The organism is Pseudoalteromonas sp. MB41, from assembly GCF_020966275.1.
GTDB classification, from domain to species: Bacteria; Pseudomonadota; Gammaproteobacteria; order Enterobacterales; family Alteromonadaceae; genus Pseudoalteromonas; species Pseudoalteromonas lipolytica.
In genome coordinates this window covers 493,220-512,661 of record NZ_JAJJZF010000001.1, presented here as the reverse complement: position 1 = coordinate 512,661, position 19,442 = coordinate 493,220, and the positions used below count along the sequence as shown (strand labels likewise).

At 42.3% G+C, this 19,442-nt stretch carries 11 protein-coding genes; 1 reads left to right on the top strand and 10 read right to left on the bottom strand.

Annotation, left to right across the window (positions count from 1 at the left end):
- Positions 1 to 79 precede the first annotated feature (79 nt).
- Positions 80 to 556 (top strand): hotdog fold domain-containing protein, encoded by a 477-nt coding sequence (locus LPA49_RS02380; RefSeq protein WP_036966946.1) that lies wholly within the window; start codon positions 80 to 82, stop codon positions 554 to 556.
- Here the strand turns inward: LPA49_RS02380 and LPA49_RS02375 are convergent.
- The 10 genes from LPA49_RS02375 to bcsA form a co-directional block, all read right to left on the bottom strand.
- Complete coding sequence (locus LPA49_RS02375; RefSeq protein ID WP_074989562.1) at positions 553 to 1,038, bottom strand: polymer-forming cytoskeletal protein; 486 nt, start codon at positions 1,036 to 1,038, stop codon at positions 553 to 555. The two genes, LPA49_RS02380 and LPA49_RS02375, sit on opposite strands and share 4 nt — an antisense overlap.
- On the bottom strand, positions 1,028 to 2,179 hold the full coding sequence (locus LPA49_RS02370) for a M23 family metallopeptidase (protein WP_036969122.1): 1,152 nt from the start codon (positions 2,177 to 2,179) through the stop codon (positions 1,028 to 1,030). Before LPA49_RS02370 ends, LPA49_RS02375 begins: the two co-directional genes overlap by 11 nt.
- Positions 2,180 to 2,319: 140 nt before the next feature.
- A complete protein-coding gene (gene fahA / locus LPA49_RS02365; protein ID WP_036966951.1) occupies positions 2,320 to 3,633 on the bottom strand; it encodes a fumarylacetoacetase in 1,314 nt (437 codons plus the stop codon).
- A gap of 143 nt (positions 3,634 to 3,776) precedes the next feature.
- A complete protein-coding gene (hppD, locus tag LPA49_RS02360; protein ID WP_036969124.1) occupies positions 3,777 to 4,823 on the bottom strand; it encodes a 4-hydroxyphenylpyruvate dioxygenase in 1,047 nt (348 codons plus the stop codon).
- A gap of 313 nt (positions 4,824 to 5,136) precedes the next feature.
- Positions 5,137 to 7,857: a metallophosphoesterase gene (locus LPA49_RS02355; RefSeq protein ID WP_075593750.1), complete on the bottom strand. Its 2,721-nt coding sequence runs from the start codon at positions 7,855 to 7,857 to the stop codon at positions 5,137 to 5,139.
- 113 nt (positions 7,858 to 7,970) lie between these two features.
- Complete coding sequence (locus LPA49_RS02350) at positions 7,971 to 9,401, bottom strand: peptide MFS transporter (RefSeq protein ID WP_075593749.1); 1,431 nt, start codon at positions 9,399 to 9,401, stop codon at positions 7,971 to 7,973.
- Positions 9,402 to 9,626: 225 nt separating this feature from the next.
- Positions 9,627 to 13,445 (bottom strand): cellulose synthase subunit BcsC-related outer membrane protein, encoded by a 3,819-nt coding sequence (locus tag LPA49_RS02345; RefSeq protein WP_180310994.1) that lies wholly within the window; start codon positions 13,443 to 13,445, stop codon positions 9,627 to 9,629.
- A complete protein-coding gene (gene bcsZ / locus LPA49_RS02340; RefSeq protein ID WP_180310993.1) occupies positions 13,436 to 14,551 on the bottom strand; it encodes a cellulose synthase complex periplasmic endoglucanase BcsZ in 1,116 nt (371 codons plus the stop codon). Before bcsZ ends, LPA49_RS02345 begins: the two co-directional genes overlap by 10 nt.
- On the bottom strand, positions 14,551 to 16,800 hold the full coding sequence (gene bcsB, locus LPA49_RS02335; protein ID WP_180310992.1) for a cellulose biosynthesis cyclic di-GMP-binding regulatory protein BcsB: 2,250 nt from the start codon (positions 16,798 to 16,800) through the stop codon (positions 14,551 to 14,553). The genes bcsZ and bcsB overlap by 1 nt, the downstream gene beginning before the upstream one ends.
- Positions 16,797 to 19,442, bottom strand: coding sequence for a UDP-forming cellulose synthase catalytic subunit (gene bcsA, locus LPA49_RS02330; RefSeq protein ID WP_230235586.1), 2,646 nt, complete (start codon positions 19,440 to 19,442; stop codon positions 16,797 to 16,799). The genes bcsB and bcsA overlap by 4 nt, the downstream gene beginning before the upstream one ends.

Genomic DNA, 19,442 nt, shown 5'->3' with positions numbered 1-19,442 from the left:
TGGTTACTTTAAATTTTCATTTCGCTATCTGGTCTGATGTGTTAGTTTTTATTTCTAATAAAAAAATTGGATAGATGTCGTGAGCTCACAATCGAATCTGTTAAAAATTTGGTCGAAGTGCCAGTCTTTGCCAAAAGGAAAATGGCTTTTTAGTAAAGCCGTGTGTTTTAAAGCGCCTTACTTTGCTTCAATAAAGCCTGTCGTCAATGAATTGAAATTGGGCTATTGCAGTGCAACGGTTAAAAATCGCCGTGCGATACATAATCATATTGGTACGATACATGCCATTGCTCAGTGTAATATTGCTGAATTATGTGCAGGGCTAATGGTTGATGCCACCGTACCTGCTAAAACGCACCGTTGGATCCCAAAAAGTATGACGGTTAATTATTTAGCAAAAGTGGATAGTGATATGCGCGCAGTGGCTGAGATAGATTTCCCTAGGCAATGGCTAGATAAAGAAGATTTAGTTGTACCCGTTAAGGTGTATAACAGCCGCGATGAATTGGTATTCACCGCAGACATTACAATGTATATAACGGCTAAAAAGCGTTAAGACTTGTCAGCGGCTTGTTTATTAACAAATGACAAGTCGTTGTCATCATCGACTAGCAGCGAGGATGTACTTTCTTCGCCTGCTTCAGGTTTAATAGGGGCAACGTTGTCTTCTTCGTGTCGATGTTTTAGGCTGCCTTCTATCATTGCGCCTGCTTCAATGCTTAAAGTGTCGTGAAAGACATCACCATGCACTTCGGCACTACTTTCAATCATCACTTTGTTTGCAATCAACGAACCAATAATTTTACCTTTAACGACCACGCTATCAGCTTCGATCATGCCTTCAATCATACCGGTTAGGCCAATCACTAAATGCTTTACACGCAAATCACCTTCAATGCGACCATCAAGTTGAACTTCACCTTGGCTGGTGAGTGAGCCCGTCAAACGCATATCTTCTGCAATGATAGAGGGAGTGTGGTTGGTTCTTTTTAAAGATGAGCTACTGCTGGTTGCTGCTTTTTTTTTCTTACCGAACACGAGAAAGCGCCTTTGTTATTTTAACTGGATTGACATGTTTACCATTCACTAAAACTTCGTAATGTAGGTGCGTGCTGGTGCTTCGACCAGTGCTACCCATTAAACCAATTACATCGTCTTTAGTGACTGTTTGGCCTTTTTTCACCTTAATTTTATTTAAGTGACCAAAGCGTGTTACGAAGCCATTTTTATGTTGTAGCTCGATAAAATTACCATAGCCGCCATTGCGACCTGCGCGAAGTACGGTGCCATCAGCAGGCGCAAAAATTTCTGTTTTGTGCCAACCTGCCAGGTCTACTCCTTTGTGAAAAGCGCGACGGCCATTCATTGGATCTTTACGTAAACCGTAACTGCTTGAAATATAGTAATCGGCTGCAGGCAGTGTTTGCGGTAGTTCACTTAATAAATTTTCTAAATTGTTTAATGCCAAGAGTTTGTCTGCAATGGCCAAAAATTGACTGGGTATTTTAGACTCATCAAATAAGTCTAACGGACCCCCTTGTGCAGTGTCGGTATCTTCAGCTACAGAACTGCGAGCAAGTGCGCTGTCTAATCCTGCCCCTTCAAGCATTGCGATAATCTCTTCGTGGCGTTGCTTAATTTGCTGATCTAAAAAATTGAAGGTGTAGTCATAGCTCTTATTAAGGCGTGTAATGCGCATTGAGGCGCTTTCGTATTGTTTTGCCTGTGCAGGTAGTTGCTCGTCTTCTAATGGGGCATGAAACTCGTCTGCGTTCTCTTGAATCGGCAGTAGGATAGGTTCAGCCTCATTATTTAATGCTGGTTTGTTCATTGACTCAGGTAAAGACTCAATCATGCTTTGCAGTAAAGCTTGTTTTTGCTCTAACACCGCCAATTGTTCAAGTTGTTTTGTGTAAATGGCTTGCTGTTGTTGGTATTGCTTTTGCCATTCTTGTTGTTTGCTAAGCTGGGTTTGCTCTATTTGAGACATTTTGTCAGCTTGCGAAATGATTTGTAATGTTGACACGCTCAACCAAACAAGAGCGGTTAAAACGACGAGTAAAGTCGTTAATTGTACCCAAGGTGCTAATATAAGGTGTTTTACTTCGCCGTTTTGACGGATCAGCAGCTGTCGAGCTGGAAAAAACGTGCGATAAAAAGACTTAAGTTTAACTAACATGGCGTACATAAATCGGCTAATAACCGAGCTAAGATAGCAATCTGAACTAAAAAAGCTAGCAAAAAATTGTAACTCAGTTAAAAAAAGTACAAAAAAAAGGGCAAAAAATGCCCTTAGTTTATGAAAATAGATAAGTATTTCTATTTAGCAGGTAATACGGTGCCTTCAACTCTGCCGAAGCCAATACGTGCAAAACCTTCTTTTTCACACCAGCCACGCATAATAACGTTGTCACCATCTTCTAAGAAAGTACGTTGTTCACCGTTCTCAAGTGTGATTTTTTCTTTACCACCACGTGAAAGCTCTAATAAAGAACCCGCTTCTTCGTGCTCTGGGCCAGATTGCGTACCCGAACCTAGCATGTCACCAGGTTGGAAGTTACAGCCGTTTACCGTGTGGTGTGTGACCATTTGTGCCACTGTCCAGTATGAGTGCTTGAAGCTTGATTTAGAAACTAGCGTTGGAGCGTGACCTTCTTTACGCATTTTTTCAGTTTCAATTTGCACATCCATCTTAATATCGAACGCGCCAAATTCACGGTTGTGCGTCGATTCTAAGTAGTCCATTGGTTGCGGATCATTTTCATCGCGCGTCCACTGTGTTCTATACGGTGCAAGTGCTTCTGTTGTTACAATCCATGGTGAGACAGTTGATGCAAAGTTTTTCGCAAGGAATGGACCTAAAGGTTGGTATTCCCATGCTTGCAAGTCACGTGCTGACCAGTCATTGAATACACAGAAACCAAATACATGGTTTTCAGCGTTTTCGATGGCAATTGCATCGCCCAGCTCGTTACCATTACCTAAGTAAATACCGAGCTCTAATTCGTAATCTAGGCGTTTACACGGGCCAAATGAAGGTACTTCAGCGTCAGGTGCTTTTGTTTGACCATTTGGACGGTGGAATGTTTGACCTGATACATCAATCGATGAAGAACGACCATGATAGCCAATGGGTACCCATTTATAGTTAGGCAGTAAAGGATTATCAGGACGGAATAAGCTGCCGACAGCCGTTGCATGGTAGATAGAGGTATAAAAGTCTGTGTAATCACCAATGCGACATGGCAGTGCAAATTCTATATCAGCCTGTGCAATGAGGGCGTCAGTAAGCTGAGCTTGCTCTTTGGCGCCTTCGCGAAGTGCGTTTGATAATGCAAGACGCAGTGCAGACCAGTATTGCTGACCTAAACCCATAAACTCATTAAGCGTTGCTTTGCTAGCCGCTGCAACAGCAACCTGTGCATCACCTGAGAAGATACCAAGTTCATTCACTTTCGCTAAATCAATTACTTGATCGCCAATAGCAACGGCACCACGAAACGCTTCGTCTGAGTTTTTACGACGAACTTCTGCGAATGGTAAGTTTTGAATCGGGAAGTCACAGTTCGCTTCGTTTGCTGAACTCACCCAGCTTTTTAAATTAATATCATGGGTTTCGTTAATTAGGCTCATACTCTTTCCTTATTAGTTCGCGCTGATGTGTTAGATAGTGATATGGAGGCAATCTGCGCAATTTAAACAGTTACGTTGAAAACAGAAATCAAAACGACAAAAAGCAGCGTGTTAAACACGCTGCTTTTTTGGTTACGTGTGGTTTAGATTACACCACGACGCTCTTGATCACGTTCAATAGACTCAAACAATGCTTGGAAATTACCTTCACCAAAACCACCGTCGTCTACACGTTGGATCATCTCAATAAAGATAGGACCAAAAAGGTTCTTCGAGAAGATTTGTAGCAAGTAGCAGTTTTCGCTCTGGCTATCGACAAGAATTTGGTGCTCACGGATTTTTTCTTTGTCTTCTTTAACCCAAGGTACACGGTCAAAAATGGTGTCGTAGTACTCAGGGATGATATCTAGCGTTGCAATTGTTGATTGGTCTAGCTTATCAAGTGAACCTACTAGGTCATTCGTTAGGAATGCTAAGTGTTGTACACCCGGACCATTGTACTCATTTAGATACTCATCGATTTGGTTGTTGTTGTTATCTTTACCTTCGTTGATTGGAATAGAGAAGGTTCCGCACGGTGATTTAAGTGCATAAGATAATAACGCTGTTTTTTGACCTTTAATGTCGAAATAGCGAACTTCAGTAAAACCAAATACATTTTTATAGAAGTTAGCCCATGTTTCCATGGTGCCTTTGTAGACGTTATTTGTTAAATGGTCGATACGAAGGAAGCCCTTGTCTTCAACAACGTTTTGCTCTTCTAAGTCTTCGAAATCAGACTCATAGATTGAACCTTTGTCACCAAATTGTTCGATGAAGTAGATTAAGCTGTCACCAATACCGTAAATTGCAGGGTAAGGTAAGTCTTTGTGTGCTGAATCAGTGGCAGGTTTTGCGCCACGTTCAACCGCTACTTCAAATGCTTTTTGAGCATTCTCTACACGCCAACCCATTGAACAGATTGCTGGGCCGTGGCTTTTAGCAAATTCGGCCGAGAAACCTTCACGCTCATTGTTTAGTAAGAAATGAATGTCGTGCTGGTTATAGTAAACAATGTCTTTACCTTTGAATTTTTTTAGTTTCGAGAAACCAAAATCAGTAAATACTTTGTCCATGTAATCTGCATCAGGTGTTGCGTATTCAGTGAATTCAATGCCCACTAAACCTAACGGATTATTTACTTCGCTCATTGTCATTACTCCCGCAATTATAAGCACTGCGCTAAAAAAGTTATTGTTGTGTAATGAGCGGATGATTAACCAGAAAACCGATAAGGGGAAGATCTGAGGCTTATTTAGCGACGGTGTGTTTTGTAAATTAAATGGGACAATGATTTTAATTTCAACAATCACCCTAGGCTTAAGCAAATAGAAAGGCTTAATAGGACGCATGATGCACATTGTTTTTCGTTATTAAGCTTTTGAATTTAAATGCTTTAAATGCTTTTTTTAAAGGAGTTAAAAAGGCCAATATTGGCCTTTTTATTTAGCTTGTGTGTATTAATTAGTTTACACTTTGGCGTTGTTTGTTAAAAAACTTACTGCGTTGTTGTAACCACGGATTATTCATTATTTGTGGTGCCGTTTGGTAATGACGTTCAACAACGTTATTTAAGATGCGTGTTGAGCGGACATAATTCAATTGTTGTTTTGCTGCGCCTAAGGTGGCTATTTCATTGTCTGTCATGGCTCGGCCTGCAAACAGCAGCGCATTTAAATACCCAGGCTCCGTTTCATAGTCATTATCGGTCAGCAGTAAGGTTGCTTTATCAATCGCCCAGCGCTGGTTTATTTCGCCTTCGTCTTTCACACCGATAAGCTTACCATCTAGGTAAATTTTTAGTGCTCCGTTAGTCGGCGCTGCATAGAATACAAAAGCAAGGCGATGCCACTCACCAGCGTTTAGGTTACCAAAGTAACCACTCTTAGTTGTAGCAATACCTATCGCGTTAGCTTTATTCGTATATAAGTCGGCATCGCTTATATTGGTGATATCGGTTTGTAACAGAGCGCGCCATTGTTGACTGCTTTGTTCAGGCCACAGTAAATCCATGACGAGTGTGTAATCGGCAATCAATCCGTCATTGGTAAAGTCGCCATTGGCAGCACTATTTGCAGTTAGTAGTAAGCCTTGACTTGGACTGTGCCGAGAAAACGCTAATACCCCTGATATACCGTCTTTTAAATCAGCAATTTGTAATGCGCTGGTCGTCGAAAATTGGCTGTTTTCTTCTCCCCAATTACGTTGTTCTGGGTCGAAGAAGTTAAGAGCTGCGGGACCTAAGTCACTTTTAAACCCTTGGCTCGGATCATTAAAATTCCAGACAGTGACTACATCCTCATTTTCGCAGGCACTCAGTGTATTCTCTGTGTCTAAATATAAACACTGGCTGGTACGAAAACGGGCATAGTTATCCAGTATCCACCAACTTTCGGCCAATAAATTTGCCTCTAATGCTGGCACAGTCGGGAAGAATAAGGTGCTATTGAGGGCAGGGCCTTTAAAAAGTGCCACTTGATACTGTGCAGCATCGTCAATACTCGCGGGGGCTAAGTAAACCCACTCAGGTTGGCTTTGTACCATGGCTTTAAGCTCAGCGCCTGTGACATTGACTTGGTAAATTGCATTGAAGCCTGATGTATTTGAGGGTTGGCGCTCAACTTTAAACGCGGCATGAAAATCTTCTTGTGTGAGTGTGCCGGGCAACCAGCGATCTTGTACTTGGCTTGCATCAAAAAGAGCTGCATCAATAGCTGCAAATTGTTGTTTTGTTGCTTTCGCTGTGAGCAGGGCTACTTCCTCAGCGCTTGGGTAGTTTTCAGACACAGCAATTTCGGTATTGGCGTCGGGGGCATAGCGGCCCATAATTTCGTCTATTGCTGTTTTTGTGTCTGTGCTAACTGTCATTATGTCGCTGGTCGATACCGTATTGTAATCAACATCGATGATACTTTTATCTTTAAGGTCGAAGGTTAAGGTTAAATCGGTTAGACCTTGGGCAAAAAAGTTTGGCTGAATTACAAGACTGCCGTTTTCGAGAGTTTGATAATTTTCGCCGCCATGGGTGTGCCCACCGAGCACTAAGTCAATGCCAGATACAGTGGTAGCAATACGCGTATCAGTGCCTTCCCCAAGGTGGCTTACCATCACCATGTAGTCTACGTCTTGTCGATATTGATTAACGATTTGCTCTGCCACTTCCTGCCATTGCCAATTCATTTTGAAGTTAGCAATAAAATCTGGAATTGGATCATCTTCAATCGGATTATCAAGCTCATTCCATGGCACTGAAGTCATGCCAAAAAAACCAATACGCAGACAGCCTACCTTTACCACTGAAAAATCAACTGCTGCAAATTCAATGTCGGCATTACCGTCGTATTCCGTGTTGCTGGCAAGCACAATGGCATTATCGTCATCGGCAAAATCAAGTAATTGCTCAGGACCCCAGGCGTAATCGTGGTTACCAATAACCCTCACATCAAATGCCATTGCTTTAATGGCTTCAACCGTAGCTAAGCCTTGCGATGTTTGTTCAGCAACCGTGCCTTTTTCATAGTCATCCCCACCATTCGTAAAGAGGGTGTTTGGGTTCGCTTGCTTTGCATTGTCGTAATAACTGCGGATACGACTAAAAAGCTGCTCTTTAAACCCAAAGCGAGCATGTAAGTCAGCTACATGGATAAAGCGGACGGTTTGTGACGTTGCGTTATCATCACATTGTTCACCAATCGTTTTACTGACCGCAGGCACACTGCGCGACTTTAAAGCAAATGTGCCAAAGTCAGTGATTTGACTGACTGCAAAGTCATCGTCATTTTTTATTGTAGTAAGGGGCTGCCATTGCTCATTTTTTAAAATTACGATGCTAAAAGCAACATCAGTTTGTTGCTCTGGTAGCTTAATCGCTAAGGTTAGTGGGTCTGAAAAAACCACATTATTCGGTCTGAATGTATAGCGCGCAGAGACAATGCCTTGGTCAGTATCGGTAGGTGTCGCAGCTGTTGATGTATACGTGAACGTTGTGTCTGTTGTGACGGTATTCTTTGGGGCTGTGAGAATGACTTTGCCATTATCAAACTGCTCAGTTAAGCCATTATCGGCAGAAATAATTAACCCGGTTTGAGTAGGGGGGACTGCTGTTTCTTTTGTTGTTTTGTCACCCCCGCAGGCTGCGAGTAATGAAATAGTTAAAAAAACTGACAGTTGAATTAAAAAGCGCAATGTAACGTCCTTGCCGATATACCGATTAACGTTGGATTATAGTATCAGTATTGAGGACGGGGAAGTAGCCTTTAGAAAGAAAATCCCCACAGCAGGCGCTGTGGGGAAACGTATTATTGCTTTTCAGCAGTCACTTCTAGCTCTTCTGCAAGAATGTGTTCTTGTGTGTGAGGCACATGCTGACCTTCAGCACCGTGCATCCACTTAACAAGTTTATCGCTTAATAAGTACATGATGACAGCAGAGATGATTGCTGTCGCACCTAAACCAATAAAGATACCCATTGCATTTTCAACAGCCGCTTCGCCTTCGCCTAGGAAAGAACCTACGAAACCTGCAATCTTGTTTGCAACAGCTGTACACAGGAACCAAATACCCATAAGCATTGACGCTAAACGCAGTGGTGCTAGTTTACTTACCATTGATAAACCAATTGGTGATAAACATAGCTCACCAAGTGTATGGAATAAGTAAAATAACACGAGCCACATCATGCTGATTTGCAGGTTATCGCCTTGACCTTGCGTCATTAGTGCCAAAATCATGGTGATAAAGCCAAGTGCTAAGAAGATAAGTGCAATAGCAAACTTAACTGGTGAGTTAGGCTCACGCTTATCAAGTTTTAACCAAATAATGGCAACGAGCGGTGCAAATACAATGATGAAAATAGAGTTTAACGATTGGAACCAAGATGCAGGTACTTCAAAGTCAAATAGCATACGGTTAGTGTAGTCGTTGGCAAATAGGTTCATAAGACCACCTGCTTGCTCAAACCCCATCCAGAAGATGATACTGAATACACTCATTGTGAAGATAACTTTAATACGGTCAGTTTCCACTTTAGTCAGTGGCTCTTTCGTGTTTGATTCTGATTGTGCTTGTGAAAGCTTAGCAGAAGGAACTACACCGATATCGCCTAGGTATTTGTTGCTCAGTGCAAGTTGCATTAGTACAGAGATCACCATACCGATACCTGCCACTACAAAGCCCCATTGCCAGCCCATTGATGCAGCAGCATAGCCAGCGATAAGTGGACCAAGTGCACCCCCTAAGTTGATACCCATGTAGAAAATAGTGAACGCGCCATCACGACGTTGATCACCTTCTTTATATAGGTCACCTACCATTGTTGAGATGTTTGGCTTAAATAAACCATTACCTAAACACAGTAGTGTTAAACCAAGATAGAAAACGTTTTCTTCTTGGCCTGCTAAATAGCTGTGAGGAATACCCATGGTAAAATGGCCAGCAGCCATTAATAAACCACCTAGGATAATTGCTTTACGCTGACCTAGCACGTTATCAGCTAACCAACCACCAAGTAATGGCGTAATATAAACAGCCATAGTGAAGGTACCGTAAAGGCTCAATGCATCAGCATTTGACCAACCAAAACCACCTTCTTGAACAAGTGCAACTAAGTACAGCACTAAAATGGCACGCATGCCGTAATAACCAAATCGTTCCCACATTTCTGTGCCGAACAACAGGAATAACCCCTTAGGATGCCCTAAAAAGTCACCTGCTTTAGGTAATGAACTCATATTTACTTCCTAACTTTAAGTTTTTGTTGAGGCCTTGTTATTTTTGCATTGGTCGTTCTGTGTATTTTATTGTTGAACGGGCGGCCATGTGTGTGATGCAGCTAAGATAATGGTTTGTTGTTCAAGTTATGAACTTGAGGGTAAGAGACACACCCTTATCCTAGCTACATGCGCGCTACAGTATACATAGACCTTCAGTTCAGGGGAAGGGTTATAGGCCAGTGTTTAGTAGCTTTGGTAAGGTACAACGGGCTTTCCAGGGAAGGTCAGTTCACTATAAACCGGCTTAAAGTAGTACCTAAAATAGAACTGTGCATAGTTTGGTTCGTAAAAATCTGCACGATCTAAATTTAAATACCCGCCAAAAAACCAATGGGGTGTAAAACGGTATTCAAAACTGGCTCCTAAGTTATAAGAAAGCCCATTACTTTTATCATCTTCAAAAATAGGTGTCACTCCGGTTACATCTGTTTGCGCGTGTGCTTGAGCCTGCAAAAGAGCATCGTTCGGGAAAAATTCAATTTCGTCAGTCGTTGTTGTTGACCACGATACACCCCCACGAAGACGATAAATAAAATTGTGACCAATTCGGTGATCATAAACCACAGGAAAAGAAGCCCCTAAGTAGTTTTGCGGGCTGTAATAGCCACCATGACCCCACGTTTCTTCACTTAAATTATATTTATAAGACCAGTGTAATAGGTTAATGCCCAAGCTTAACTCTTGATCCCGCTGTCGGATGGCTCGGTAGTAACTGCCCCCCATAAGACTGTAACTTTGATTGTCTTTAACGTTTTTACCTTTGAGCAATTGATAGTTTGTGCTGCCCCAAAATCCCCAGTCGAGTCCTAGATCGTGAGAAAGGCTGAGCTGAAGTTGTGTAGCGCGTACGCCACCCCACACTTGGTTAGTGAATACATCTTCTAGACCAGCATACGATAAAACTGAGCTGGTGACAGGGCGTTTATTCACTGTAACACCATAGCCAAAATCACCAATATCGCCGTTGTAATCAATGCCCCAAACAATGTCCTCAACTAAAAAGCCCAGTGGGGTCGTGCCAATATCAAAGCGCCACTGTTCGTTTTGCCACGCAAGGCCAATATCGATACCTTGTTGCTTCGGCTTAATACTGGTCAATGGGCAATCGAAAATACACAACGCACCTTGTCCGTAGCGGCTACCCGCGAAGGTTTCATCAAAACGTGTTTCTTGACTTGAAATCGTCATCGGATCGAGTTTAACAATACCGGTGCCGCCAAAAAGCGGGAAACCAGCCTCTATGGGAGTGGCACCGGCCCCTAATGATGACTCATTTTGAGTGCTGGTTTGGCTGCTAAGGTTGATGGCCGCAGTAATATACGCCTGCTCATCGCGCTCAATACGTTGCAACTGGCGTTTCGCATTATTGACGTACCAAGGTGCATCGTCGTTCAGCGCGTAAAGCGCATAATTTTGTTCATCACTGAGAGTGGTCTGGTTGTGTGTTTGCGGGGCGATTGCAGTACGATACCAATTCTCTGCACGGGTAGTTTGTTCAAGCGAATCGGCAACGGATGCGGCTTGATAATAAAGCTCGGCATTATTGTTTGACTTGGCGAGCAATTGTTGAGCGAGCTTGAGGGCTGTTGACTGGTTTTCAACATTACCGAGGGCAGCCATTAGCTGTTGTTGGCGGTATGCTTCTTGTGCATTAACAGCATGGACCTGTTCTGTAATGATGTGATCCGCTAAAAGGTGCTCACCTTGCTCTCGACTTAATTTAGCAACTGCCAATGCGGTATCAATCGAAACACTGAATCCGGCCGCAGTGTGTTGTTGGTATCGGTTAATTGCAGCGTCGCCTTCACTTTGTTCAATATACGCAGTGATAAGGGCTTCAACTAATTGGGGATTATTATTGTGTTGCTGATCGAGTGAGCTCAGTTTTGCAATACGACGTTGTCCTTGCTCGAAGGTATTAATGTAGTTAATTTGCAAAGCTAACCACTGCGCTTGCTCGGCCTCAGTTGCCTTAGTGGGTAATTGGTAATGCGCAAGCCATGTGTCGGTGTCTGCTTGATTAGCGCTTTCGATAAGCCAGCCACCATAGAGCATATGCCAGTAAGGGTTGAGACTTGGATCGCGTGTAAGCGCCTTCTTTAACTGTCGAATAGCATAGTTATTTTCATTAATTTGTCGCCACTGAGTTGCCAGCTCTGCCTGCATAAGCGGGGTGAGTGGTTGCGCTTCTAATTCCGTGAGTTTATAAATAATTGTGGCTTTATTCGTTGCCGTATTATTTGTCGCAAGCTTTTCAAGTTTGGCATTAATACTCAGTTGCTCTGTTAATACATTAATTTGCTCAGTGCGTGCGTTATTTGGAATATAATCAAGGGTTGCTAATGCCCCCTCGTAGTCATTTAATGAGCGTAAAAACAAAGCATGACTGTAGCGAAGCTCAGCATCAAGAGGGAATTGCCATAAGGTTTTTTTGTAAAGAGCTTTGGCATGATCAACCAACCCTTGTTGTTGGTATAAGTTTGCTAGATCATAGTACAACCAACTTTGGCGCGGGCTTTGTTTTATGGCGACTAATAAGCGTTGTACAGCTCCATCGAGGTCACCTTTGGCGGTTAATTCATCGGCTTGTTCACGTAATTGCTGAGTTTGTAAAAGTGTATAATCTTGGGCTATAAGCGCTTGCTGCTGAGTGCTTAAACCATTATAAAACTGATGGCTTCTCGTATAATTACCATCTGACGCACTGAGGCGAAGCATTGCGCTTAGGGTCGATTCTGCCAGTGGATCGTTTTTTAATACTTGCTTATACAAATTCATAGCCGTTTGATATTGGCCACTTTGTTCAGCAAGTTGTGCGCGGTAAAACAGCACAGTGTCTGGGTCTTCATCGAGAGTGTCGGCTAAATTTAGCTTAAGTTCAGCACGTTTAAAGTGTGATGCACTGAGTGCCGATTTTGCCTCATCGATGTACTGCCAAAATCGTGCTGTGTTTGCTAAGCCTTTTAATACGGTAATACGATTTACATCTGTGCTGAACTGTTGTGCTTTTTTAAAAAAGTTGTAAGCCTGCTCATTATTGCCTTGCCGAAGATTAAGCAAACCCAAACTATTATAGATTTCTGGGTCTGTTGGACGCCCTGATAACGCAGAATTAAAATACCTCTGTGCTTTTGAAAAATCTTTCTTTTCAAGTGCTTGGTTGCCTCTTACCCACGCTTTGTAGGCAGGATCTGCAAGCTTTCTTTGCTCTGCTTGGTATTTTTTTTCAAAATCACTAAATTGTAACTGCCCCTTACTGCTTTTTGGGTACGCTTCAAAATAACGTGCATAGGCACGCATGGTTTGTTGGTTAAGCGGCATGTCTTCGAGTGCTGAAAGCCAAGCAAATTCGGCTTCTACACCATATTGATTACTGTGTGCGTAGTGACTTAGCAGGTCAATCGCGTGTGCATTTGCTGGATTTTTCTTAATAAGATGACGGGCATAAGCCAACTCAAAACGGCCGCTATTTGGGTAGCGTTTCATTAAAGAACGATACCCCCTTAGGGCGTGTTGATATTGGCTGCTGTCTTGGGCTAGCCAATTAATATGCTCAAGCTCGAACTCGATATTCGGATAAGTCGATTTAAATAACGTATTGTAAATTTTAACAGCCGCAGCATATTGACCCGCACGCGCACGCAGGCGAGCCTGTTGAATCGTGGCTTTATCTTCGTTATTTACTCTGGCCAAAAGTGCAAGGCTGTCAACACAGGGGTGGGGCTGTTGAGCAATGCCTGCTAGCAAGTTGTTGGCTTGCTCTGTTTCTTTCAGCGCATACAGCACGCGTATCTCTGCACACTGCACTTGCGTGTCTTTAGGCGCGATACTCAACAGCTTATCTAAACTATTGGTCATAAGTTCAGTGTCTAGCTCTATCTCACCGAGTTGCACTTGGCTTATTAACCAATCAATAGATTGGGTATCAAGGCTGTTTTGTGTCGAAGAGGCGATTGCACTCGGACTTGCTATAATTGCAGCAAGTAACCATTTTATTGGCATTCAGCACTCCAGTTCGTAATGAGTTCGCCATTTTTATCAATGCTGAAGCGTTTGCTTAATGCGCTCGTGCCAAATAAATACAACACACTGTCATAGTAGCGGCTACTAATAAAACCGGTGTCCATCATCATTTGCTGTTGTAATGCGGTGATTGATTGCGATGCATTCTCTGCCGCTAAAAATGGCAACAACGCAGCCCCAAAGCCAATAGGTCCCGTACCTGATACTTTCCCCGTGACAGTCTGTGTTTCTAGGGGCACTTTGCCTGAAGAAACAATGTGCTCAACCATGGGGGTTAATTGTTTCATTAATGCTGATTTGTAAGGCGCATCTTCAGCCATCAAACTGGCCCATAAATAGACCCGTATTGCATTATAACTTCCAAGAGCAGGTGCGTGTTTATCATGAAAAAAGCCTTGCTCTGCATTGTAATTAACCCAGTCAGGGCTAAACCCTTTAGCGGCTGTGCTAATAAGCATATTGGCAGAGTTGTCATGCAATTGCTGCCAAGGAGAGTGCGGATAAAGTTCAGCAAATTGCTTAAGGATAAACAGTGGGGCATAGCTTGGATTAAGTTTCCAAGTGTTTTCGTCCTTAAAGCCATTAGGTCCAGGCAGTAATGTAATCCCCAGTTTAGGAAGCTGTGCAGTTTCTTCACGAATAATACGTTCTGCAAGCACACTGCTTAGCACAGCATAGCGCCTGTCTTGCCATAGCTTGGCTGCTTGAGAGAGGGTGTATGCTATCCATAAATCAGAGTCAGAGGCTGGGTTTGAATCTAAAATTTTACCTTCACCTTCCTTTATACCCCATTTCCATGCAGGCAGGCGCGTACTTAAATCACCTTCAGAAAGATTAACTTCCGTCCACTCTAATAATGTATCAAAGCTGGCTTGATCGTTGGCAACTAAGGCGAAGAAAAGTGCATATGATTGACCCTCCGATGTCGTTATATCATATTCGCTGCCTAAATCGATAACACGTCCTTTAGGCGAAATAAAATGCGTTTTAAACGTATTCCACTGTGGCCACGCTGCACAGGTTAATTGTGCAAAAGCGGGTGTTGAAAATGCTAAAACGAATAGCAAAGAAGCAAGAGTTTTCATTATGCTTTATCTCCTTCAGATAAACGTTTCTTTGTTAACAACATTAATAGTCGCCATAACATAAATGAAATGAGCAGTAGGGTAAGAATTGATAAAATAGCCAACAACAAAGGTTGGTCTGAAAAATGGAACCAAATTAACGTGTGGATTGGCACGTGGCCAACAAAATACTGGTCATCGGTTTTTATGGTTTTAATGCCTTGGTTATTAATAATTGCAGAGCTACCCATTATTTGTGATGTTTTCGCGTTATCTAATAGTGCATCTGTAAGCAATGAGTAAGCATTGTCGTTAGTGGCAATTAAAGACACTACTGAGCGGTCAGAATCAAAAGGCGATTGGAAACCAGATATAATGGCTAAACGGCCCAAACTCCGTATATTGACTTTAATTTTTTCGGCATCGGTACTGTCATAAGCACCATTATAAATAGCTTGATCGACAATACGTTGATTATTATCAATCAATACACTGAGAGAGCTGTTTTCGGCGACCGAGCTTAAAAATGAATCTGGTTTACCAATAATGACAATATCTTTGTCAGCAAAATCTAGCTGACTACTTGGAAATTGAATACTCAAACGATGAGCAGGATAACCGGTAATCGCCCCTAAATGGCCTGTAAAATTCAGCAGTAAGCTAATCGCATTTGTAGAGCTATTAGCCTCCATCACTAAAGTACTTTGATGTAAATCGGCATATTTCGTAAAGGGGAAACCGCCACTCGCAAATGCTCGTAAATTGGGTAAAGCAATATAGTGATGGAATTTACTCACATCAATTGTAGAGCTGCCATCGATAGCACCAAATTCGCCACCGGCAGGAATCGCACTGCATTCGCCTGTTTTTACAACGGCAAAGTTAAAGTCATAAGTGAGTTGGTTGTTAGTGGTTAAATCAAGCCCTGTTAGCTCAAAATCTTGGCGTGATTGGCTCGGGTTTATGTCTGATAATAGCGGCAGTAACGTTTGCGTGGTAATGGTTTTACCATGGTCGTTCTCAAGAATAAAACCATCTACAAATTTGCCATTTATAAGCATATTTAAGCGCGACAACATGCCATGTTCAACAGGGGTGTTGCGGTAGTTTAGCGTAATGGGAATGCCATTTTCGCGCCATGTAAATAAGTCGGGCGCAAAGCGTAAGTCTAAACGGACAGGTTGTCCACGAAAGCCTTGTGATTGTAATTGGGTCGGGTATTCGATAAATTCATCAAAGCTCACAGCACGGTCTGAACGAACCCACAGCGGCGCATCGTAAGCTTTTCTTAAAGGCAGGCTGGCAATTGCGTCAACGGTGGCGCTTCGACCTGTCATGACTTTATAGCCAAACACTAATCCAACAACCGCCTCTTTTAATTGCTCTGTGTTTTTGCCTAACACTAATAAAACTTTTGCATAGCGATGTGTCGGGCTACTGATGATTTCGATTGTTGGCTTATCGACATCGGGATAATTTAGTAAAAAGTCAGGCTTATTATCATTGGTTGCAAACACCACACTATGCTCAGTGGGCGTACTATTGATATGGACAGGAAACTGCGCTTTACGCCATTTCGCTTGCGCACCAAAAAAACTTGATAGTGCAGCGGCAGCTTCCAGTGTTGGCTCATCGGGTTGCGAAGAAAAAATAAATGGTAATGTCAGTTTGGTGTAATCACGCGAGTCAAAAAACGGCGCCGGGAAATACTCAAGTAAACTTTCAAGTGCAAGTGATTGTCTCTCAATGCTGATATGACTACTTTTGCCAATTTCTGCCCAAATTGTTTTACTGTAATCGTCTTGGCACACTAAATCGTAGTAACCGATGAGTTCAAAACGCACTTGGTTAAAATCTTTAATTAGCTTGGGATTAAGCGCAACACTGTGCTCGGCTACACTGCCGAGTACCGTATTTTTATCGTCAATAGGTAATACAGTGACTAAGTTTTCATTGAAAAATATTTTTAGATGCGAGACTCGGCCTATTAAAGAAGGTGAGTAAGTATATGAAAAGTTAAGCGTTAACTTTTTCCCGAGCCTGTCTAAACGATTGGTAAACTCAACACGTGTATTACTACTCACGCCATCGAGTTTAAACTTACTAAGCCCTAACTGTTCAAAACTGAGCGTTAAACTTTCGACAGGGGCACTTTCAGGGTAACCATCATCAAAAATAGATTTATCAGGGAGTGGCTCTGCGCTCATAGCCCAGCCAGATAAACTGAGAGTGCCAACTGCTAATAACAAGGTTAATAGTGATTTCATCATGATGGTTTAAACGCTTTTGTTGGTTTTTTAGGTAATAACGAGGCCACAAAATATAAGACCTGCGATACAAATACAATGACGGGTCTTAATTCATTTGGAGCGTGGAAAATCAAGTTCTTAAAGCCTCGAAGGCTGGTGTAAAATACATTTGAAAAACTGTATGACGGTTTATCGTGTTTAAAGTTTTCTTGCCAATCAAGCCAGGCATCTGCACGAGAGAAGGTGCATTGAATAAACGCTTTTTGTTTTTCTAAATCTAGATCACGAAGCGTTAAGCCCAATTGTTTGTCGCGTGTGTTGCAAATGTAGGTGGCAAATGAATACTGCTTAAATCCTCGACTCATTAGTAGTTCAACTTTATCGTTTACACGGCACAGGTGGCTATGTTCTGTTTCAAGCCCGACGCCGTTATCAGAGTAATCGGTGATTTTGACCTTTATCGTGTGTCCGTTGGCTAATCTAATTGCAGCAGGGAAGTTAGCTTTAATTCGGTGTGAGCTACGTACTTGTTTTGCTTCAGCTGCAACGGCAACCGCAGCACCCAGAATTATAACGTTGTAGCTTGCCCATAACATACTGATAATTAACACACCTATCTGTGATGTATCACCAAAAAAGAGTCTGAATACGCCATAGGTCATGCCGATAACATTGATAAGTAAAAGGATGATGTAAGGCCTTGAAATAGTCCAGTCGTAATGATCGGTGTCGTTTAATCCCCCTTTTTCAGTCACATTAAACTTTCCTTTATTAGGGTTAATTAACGCAACTGTGGTGGGCTTTAAAATATACCACGCAAGAACAGACTCATAGACCTCCCCCCAAAAAGAGTAACGATACTTACCTTGAATACGAGAGTTAGTAATTTTTACCTGCAATAATGTTGGCACTATATATAAGAAAATAGCCACAAAAGGCGCATAGATAATTTGTGCATTGAAGTAAATTAGCGCAAGCGGGGCCGTTAAAAAGACAATGCGAGGGATACCAGATAAAAAGTGTAACATTGCATTGAGATAACAGAGTCGTTGAGCAATATTCAGGCCTTTACCAAACAAAGGGTTATCTAAGCGGAAAATTTGCGCCATCCCTCGTGCCCAGCGAATTCTTTGACCCACATGTGCCGATAAACTATCAGTAGCCAACCCTGCAGCTTGTGGAATATTGATATAGGTGGTTTTGTAGCCTGCACGCTGCATTCTTAATGCAGTGTGAGCATCTTCGGTGACGGTTTCAACGGCAAAACCGCCTATTTCTTCAAGCGCACTTCGCCTGAGTACAGCACACGAACCACAGAAAAATGTAGCGTCCCACATGTCATTTCCGTCTTGAATTAAGCCATAAAACAGCATGTTTTCATTCGGGATTTTTCGATGGTTTTTTAAATTTCGTTCAAATGGATCCGCAGAGAAAAAGTGATGTGGAGTCTGCACTAGACACACTTTGCTGTCGTTAAGAAATTGCCCCATAGTCATTTGTAAGAAAGAGCGGGCAGGGATGTGATCACAGTCAAAAATAGCGATATATTCGCCCTGTGTCACTTTCATAGCCTGATTCATATTACCCGCTTTAGCGTGATTATTGTCTGAGCGAGTGAGGTAGCCAACCCCAATTTGTCTTGCAAATTCAGCGAATTCAGGACGCTTACCATCATCTAAAATGTAGATGTTTAACTTATCAGCAGGCCAGTCGATGCTTTGGGCAGCAATAGTGGTAGGTTTAACGACACTTAATGGCTCATTGTAAGTCGGAATATAAATGTCGACGGTTGGCCACATTGACGTGTCTTCATTAAGTGGTAAAGGCTTACGTTTTAGTGGGTTAATGGTTTGAAAAAAGCCTAAAATAAGCACCAGCCACGCATAGCTTTCAGCTAATAATAAGCCAATACCTAACCCTAATGCGACGGGGTCATCCCAGTTAAGCGTGTCGGTGTAGCGCCACCATAAATAACGTGTTGATGTTGTGACTGCCAGCGTGATCATGGTGATGGTGGCCATCTGTCCTTCAACGCGCCTTAGCGAGTAGGCAACGATAAGCAGTAAACTAATGAACACCGCTTGTGCTTCGATACTGAAAGGCACCGTGACAAAAACTGCCACAGCAAAAATGAGTATGGTGAAAAACGCGATTTTCAGTATGCGATTGTTCCAAATTTCAGCTTTACTAATACGCTGGTAAGATTCTGCTGATGGGTTTGTTTTAGCAAACAGCCAAAGTCGCTTAAATGCACGTACTAATTTTTTGTCGACAAGGCGCAGTATTCTGAGTGAATGCTTTATTTTTCGCCATGTTTTACGCTGCTCATAGCTTATCTGTGCCTGTGATGTTGTTGTGGTGTTGAACAAGGCTAAATAAATACTTTGCAATAAAATGCGTACACAGTTACTGGGTGTGACAACGGGGCGCGTTACATGCGGATAAAAGTACTTTAACTTTTGTTTTATTTGGTTTTTTCTGTTTTTGTCCAGTTTTATAAACAAGGATAAAAATAACACCAAAAAAGGCAGAATAAATGCCCCAAGTAGGCTTATTTTATGCTGATTAAAGTAGCCATGAAATTTAAAAAACACAAAACGAGTTATCTTCTTTGTAAATAAGAAGCCTAAGCAGGTTTTGATGATACGTTCAGGTAATTTCAT